Origin of the sequence: Komagataeibacter diospyri (assembly GCF_006538165.1) — a bacterium.
Taxonomy (GTDB): domain Bacteria; phylum Pseudomonadota; class Alphaproteobacteria; order Acetobacterales; family Acetobacteraceae; genus Komagataeibacter; species Komagataeibacter diospyri.
In genome coordinates, this window is record NZ_BDLU01000040.1 from 42,720 (window position 1) to 48,937 (window position 6,218).

Consider the following 6,218-nt stretch of genomic DNA (forward strand, 5'->3'; position numbering starts at 1 on the left):
TCTGGATCACGCGGGCCCAACGGGGTATATCCTGTGCCGCATTGACGAATACAGGATAAGAAATGACCACCAGCACCGACTACAAGGTCAAGGACATCTCGCTTGCCGAGTGGGGCCGCAAGGAAATCTCGATCGCGGAAGGCGAAATGCCGGGGCTTATGGCGCTCCGTGAGGAATATGGCGCGTCCAAGCCGCTGAAGGGCGCCCGTATCGCCGGCTGCCTGCATATGACGATCCAGACCGCCGTGCTGATCGAGACCCTGACGGCGCTTGGCGCCACGGTGCGCTGGTCCTCGTGCAACATCTTCTCGACACAGGACCAGGCGGCTGCCGCCATCGCCGCGACTGGCGTGCCCGTGTTCGCGTGGAAGGGTCTGACCGAGGATGAGTTCTGGTGGTGCATCGAGCAGACCATCAAGGGGCCTGACGGCTGGACGCCGAACATGATCCTCGACGACGGCGGGGACCTGACGACGCTGATGCACGAGAAGTATCCCGACATGCTCAATGACGTGCGGGGCGTCTCTGAAGAGACCACGACCGGCGTGCATCGTCTGTGGGACATGGCCAGGAAGGGCCTGCTGAAGGTTCCGGCCATCAACGTCAACGACAGCGTCACGAAGTCGAAGTTCGACAATCTGTATGGCTGCCGTGAAAGCCTGGTGGACGCGATCCGCCGTGGCACGGACGTGATGATGGCGGGCAAGGTTGCCGTGGTTGCCGGTTATGGCGACGTGGGCAAGGGTTCGGCCGCATCCCTGCGCAACGCGGGCTGCCGCGTGCTGGTGACCGAAGTCGACCCCATCTGCGCGCTGCAGGCCGCGATGGAAGGCTATGAGGTCGTGACGATGGAAGATGCTGCGCCGCGCGGCGATATCTTCGTCACCGCGACCGGCAACGAGGGCGTCATCACCATCGAGCACATGCGCGAGATGAAGAACCGTGCCATCGTGTGCAACATCGGGCATTTCGATTCCGAAATCCAGATCAACGCGCTGCGCAACTACAAGTGGGACAACATCAAGCCGCAGGTGGACGAGGTCATCTTCCCTGACGGCAAGCGCCTGATCGTCCTGTCCGAAGGGCGCCTTGTAAACCTGGGCAACGCGACGGGCCACCCGTCCTTCGTCATGTCCGCATCGTTCACCAACCAGACGCTGGCGCAGATCGACCTGTGGCAGGCACCGGCGGGCAAGTACGAGAACAAGGTCTATACCCTGCCCAAGCACCTGGATGAGAAGGTAGCCTTCCTCCACCTCGCAAAAGTGGGTGCGAAGCTGTCGAAGCTGTCGCAGACGCAGGCGGATTACATTGGCGTGCCGGTCAATGGCCCGTTCAAGAATGACCTGTATCGTTACTAAGTGCTGCAAACGTCCCTAACATATGCGTGACTGGTCCGGCATCCGCCGGACCACATCATGTGATGGAGAAAGAGAACATGAGCATTTTCGGTTCAATCCTGTCCAAGATCTTCGGAAACCACACAGCTGCTGCCGCTACGCCGGATGCCGCAACCACTGCTGCACCTGCAGCAGCGGCAACACCTGCAGCAGCTGCGGCTCCCACCGCCCCGGCACAGCCGGTTGACGTGGACGCGGTGCTGAGCGCGCTGGCTGCCAAGAACCCTGAAAAGCTGAACTGGCAGACCTCCATCGTGGACCTGCTGAAGCTGCTGGGTCTGGACAGCTCGCTTTCCGCGCGCAAGGAACTGGCGACGGAACTGCACTACACCGGTGACATGAACGATTCTGCTTCCATGAACGTCTGGCTGATCAAGCAGGTCATGCAGAAGCTGGCCGCAAATGGTGGCAAGGTCTCCCCTGACCTGATGAAGTAATACGCCGCTGGCGAAACGGGCGGGCGTGTGGCCACTGGCCACCGGCCGCCCGTTTCGTATCAGCTACGGACAGGGCCACCAGAACCAGCCAGACCGGCAGCATGACGGAGGGATACGCGATGGAAAACGTCCCCGACTTCCCCATGATGGACAACGCCACCGGGCTGTCTGTTGACATGTTATCCGCGTCTTCTGTGTCCAATGGTCTTGTATGGGCCATTGCCTGCCAGCCGGGTCAGAAGCCCGAGCGTCTGACGGATGAACAGATTGTCCGCGCGCTGGAAGGCAGCCCCCCCAGTGAGCCAGCCACGTGGGTCTGGCTGCATTACGATATTGTTCACACTGCCAGCCGTGCCCATATCCAGGCCATTCCATGCCTGTCCGAAGAAGTGCGCCTTGCTTTGGGCAGCACGGACCGGGGCACCAATGTCGAAGCGGAAGGGAACATCGTCTATGGCGCCCTGCCCGGCTTTGACGACGCCATGTCGGAAGACGACAAGAATCTGTCTGCATGGCGTTTTGCGGTCCTGCCCGACCTGCTGATTACCACACGCCGACAGCCGGTTCCGGCTCTGGGGGTGATTTACCGGGCCATGCAGCGGGCTTCTTACGACTCCCCTGCCGAGGTGGTGGATCATACCCTGCTGGAATTTGCCGATACCGTACGGCGCAATATCGCCATGCTGGATGACCAGCTGGACCGGGCCGAGGACCTGCTGCTGACGCTGGACCAGCACACTGATTTTGGTCGCATAAGCGGGCTGATCGGGCGTGTGCGCCGCCGTTCAACCGAACTGCGCCGCGTGATCTCGCCCGTGGACCGTATTTTCCATAACGAGGATCTGGAACTGCCCGAATGGGCGGAAGATGACATCCGCGACCGTTCGCAGCGACAGATCCATGCGGCCCTTGATGACCTGCTGGCCCTGCAGGATCGTGCACGATCGCTGCAGGACGAACTGGCGTCCGGTCAGGCGGAAGAAACCAACCGCCGCCTATATACCGTGTCCATCGTGACGACACTCATGCTGCCCGCAACCTTTGTGACGGGCTTTTTCGGCATGAATACTGGCGGCATGTTTCTGGCCACCGGCACACTGGGAACCGTGGAAGCCGGCGGGATCTGCTTCGTGTTCATGATGATTACATGGCTGCTGCTCAAGATCATGAAACTGCTATAGGCTCGCCTGTTTCAGAAAATTGCCGGACAGACAGGGCACATGCTTCAGATTTTTTCAGGATTGTTTTGCATGATGGGTACTGGCGCTATCCAGCCGGATCAATGCTGACGGCAGGCCATGCAGGCAGGGCGAAAGCATATGCCTGTATATTGCCATAGACAGACATATATTGTATAATTTTCAGCTTTTCAAATCTCCCCATACGTTCAGGATCATAGGGAAACCGGCAACTATTATGAAATGTCTTGTTACAGGTGGGGCAGGTTATGTGGGTAGCCATGTTGTAATAAGCCTGCTGGATGCCGGACATGACGTCGTTATTCTGGATAACCTGAGCACGGGTCATATTGCCGCCATTCCTGAAGGGGTTCGCTTCTGGAATGTCGATCTGGAAGACGCGCAGGCGACATATGACGCTGTGGCACGGGAAAACTGGGATGTCGTATTCCATTTTGCCGCCCTTTCATCGGTAGGGCATTCCATTTCCGAGCCGTTCCACTACCTGCGGCACAATACCATGAACTCCCTTAACCTGATCGAGGCATGCACATTCCATAATGTAAGGCGCTTTGTTTTTTCCTCCACTGCGGCATTGTTCGGTGATGAAAGCGATTTACCCCAGATTACGGATGATGCACTGGTCAATCCGACATCTCCCTATGGTGATAGTAAATTTTTCATTGAACGTGCATTACTGTGGGCGGATCGCATTTATGGCATGCGCAGTGCCTGCCTGAGATATTTCAATGCTGCTGGCGCTGATCCCAGGGGACGGTTGGGAGAAGACCATCGACCGGAAACCCACCTGATCCCCCTTGCCATTGATACAGCTCTGGGTGTGCGTCCCTGCCTGAAAATATTTGGCAATAATTACGACACACGGGATGGTACATGCATTCGCGATTACATCCATGTAACCGATCTGGCAGATGCGCATATCCGTGTTATTGATCAACTGGATGAAAGGTCGGTTTCGTATAATCTGGGCAACGGTCTGGGATTTACCAACCTTGAAGTCATCCAGAGCGTAGAACGCGTAAGCGGACAGAAAGTGTCATGGGAATGGGCCCCGCCCCGTTCGGGAGATCCAGCCATCCTGGTGGCTGATTCATCACGGATGCGCAGTGAAACCGGATGGAACCCCAAATACCATAGTATCGATGCAATTGTAGAAACCGCCCTGCAGTGGCGCAAACGGCACCCGCATGGGTATGATGATTATAATAGCCGGTCGGTCCTGCCGGAATTATGGTCCTGAAAAAACTGATGACACTCCACCCTCACGATGCCGTCTGCTGTCCATAAAGATGCTAATTGAATGTCTGCATTTTTTGCCGCAGGACCAAAAACCAGACCGTCCCGACAGGAGCGCCTGCAACGGTCACGACATTCCTTCAGAACGGTCAGGGACAGCCACCACCAGCCGGGCATCAAGGATAAAAATTGCTTTTTACGGCAGTTTTCAGCCATTTTCAGGGTGAAGCCTCTCACGTCATGAATTAACATAGCCAGCTAAAATACGACGTGATAAAAAGTTTCCGCATAGATATTGACAGGCCACGTCCACACAACATGCCGTAGACATGGGAATACGTCCTTAAACCTGTTTGCTACCTTCACTATAACCTCCAGTCGCGGTGCTACATTGACCAATTTCTGCTTTCCGAAAAATTTGGGTTCAATTCTACAGCGTGGTCGAAAAGGTCAGCATCTTGCTGTGATCGGTGGCACACTCCTGTTACTGGCTGGCTGCAATTCCCTGCCAGATAGCGGACCAACGGAAGCGCAGGTCAACCACGCCCAGCGTGACCCGAAACGCAATGCGGTCGGGTATGCTATTGTCCAGGTCAGCCCGGACCTCATTTCCCTTCTGGAAAGTGAGGCGCCACCCCTGTTCAGCAGTCTGGACCAGAATAATACGCCTGTTAATTACACCCATAACGATACGGTTGGCCCGGGCGATATCCTGCAGGTTTCGATATACGAGGTCGGGAGTTCCCTGTTCAGTCTCAGCAGCGTGAATATGGCCGCCTCGACAAATGCGGCCGGTGGTGCAAGTACGATACCGAGTACGTCTTCGGGTTCCAACCTGCCCCCACTTAGCGTTGATGCCAGCGGCAATATCCGGGTGCCTTTTGTGGGCGAAATCCATGTGGCTGGCATGACCACCATTCAGGTGGCGGAAGCAATCAGGGCACGACTGAAGCAGAAATCCCTCTCGCCGCAGGTTCTGGTGCGGATTATGGCGGATATCGCCAATTCAGTCATGGTTTATGGTGGTGTACGACGGCCCAGCCGTGTCCCCCTGACACCAAATCGGGAACATATCCTGGATGTCATCGCTCTGGCCGGTGGCGCGGATCACCCCAACCAGCCGGATGAAGATTATGTCGTGCGCCTGACGCGCAACGGCAAGATCGCTGAACTGCCGCTCAAGACAATTGAAAATACGCCGGCGCAGAATATCCTGATGCAGCCTGGCGATCGGGTACAGTTAACCTTCAAACCACGCAGTTATTCGGTTTTTGGCGCAAGTGGTCGGGTAACCCAGACCCAGTTCACGACCCCGACCCTGACCATGGCCGAAGCCATTTCACGTAATGGTGGCCCGATTGATTCCCGTGCGGACCCCAATGCGGTGTATCTGTTCCGCTTTGAAAATGCAGACATCGTCCGCCGCCTTGGCATGCCGATTGCTGATAGCGCGACAACGGCACCTGTGGTTTATCAGTTGGATATGATGAACCCCAGCAGCTATTTCCTTGCGGAACGTTTCATGATGCGGGATCACGATCTTATCTATATTGCCAATGCATCAAGTAACAGATTCTATAAATTCTTCAGCTTGATTACTACTGTTATATCCCCGATAGAATAACCAGGGAAAACGTTGGGAAATACCTTGTGGGATGTGAATTGGAAGGTTTCCACAGGCCGCGGCATTGCCCACAGGGTTGGCCGCATCCGCCTCGACGCTTTACGGCCCAATGCAGCCAGAAATGGCTCGAACCACACTTCCAGACCCGATCGCCAGTTATCATTCATCGCCAGCCTTTCACTATAACGGGCCTTTCATGAAACACTGATCGTAGCCAGCAGGAATCCCTGTCCCAAATTTTCTGCCAAAGTAGTGCTGGCATTCCGGCGTATTTTTGGTTAGATGGGTCTTTAATATTAAATCACATCTTGATGCAGGCTGC

Annotated in this window: 5 protein-coding genes; all 5 read left to right on the forward strand. The window is 55.9% G+C overall.

The window, feature by feature from the left end; all coding sequences use genetic code 11:
* The first annotated feature begins 62 nt into the window (after positions 1 to 62).
* The 5 genes from ahcY (at position 63) to MSKU9_RS09765 (ending at position 5,896) form a co-directional block, all read left to right on the forward strand.
* Entirely contained in the window at positions 63 to 1,361 is a 1,299-nt protein-coding gene (ahcY, locus tag MSKU9_RS09745; protein ID WP_141261278.1) for an adenosylhomocysteinase, read from the forward strand.
* 77 nt (positions 1,362 to 1,438) lie between these two features.
* On the forward strand, positions 1,439 to 1,837 hold the full coding sequence (locus MSKU9_RS09750; protein WP_141261279.1) for a DUF3597 domain-containing protein: 399 nt from the start codon (positions 1,439 to 1,441) through the stop codon (positions 1,835 to 1,837).
* 101 nt (positions 1,838 to 1,938) lie between these two features.
* On the forward strand, positions 1,939 to 3,018 hold the full coding sequence (locus MSKU9_RS09755) for a CorA family divalent cation transporter (protein WP_370685923.1): 1,080 nt from the start codon (positions 1,939 to 1,941) through the stop codon (positions 3,016 to 3,018).
* Between the two features lie 235 nt (positions 3,019 to 3,253).
* A complete protein-coding gene (gene galE, locus MSKU9_RS09760; RefSeq protein ID WP_141261280.1) occupies positions 3,254 to 4,276 on the forward strand; it encodes a UDP-glucose 4-epimerase GalE in 1,023 nt (340 codons plus the stop codon).
* 291 nt (positions 4,277 to 4,567) lie between these two features.
* Positions 4,568 to 5,896 (forward strand): polysaccharide biosynthesis/export family protein, encoded by a 1,329-nt coding sequence (locus MSKU9_RS09765; protein WP_227002442.1) that lies wholly within the window; start codon positions 4,568 to 4,570, stop codon positions 5,894 to 5,896.
* Positions 5,897 to 6,218: the final 322 nt, after the last annotated feature.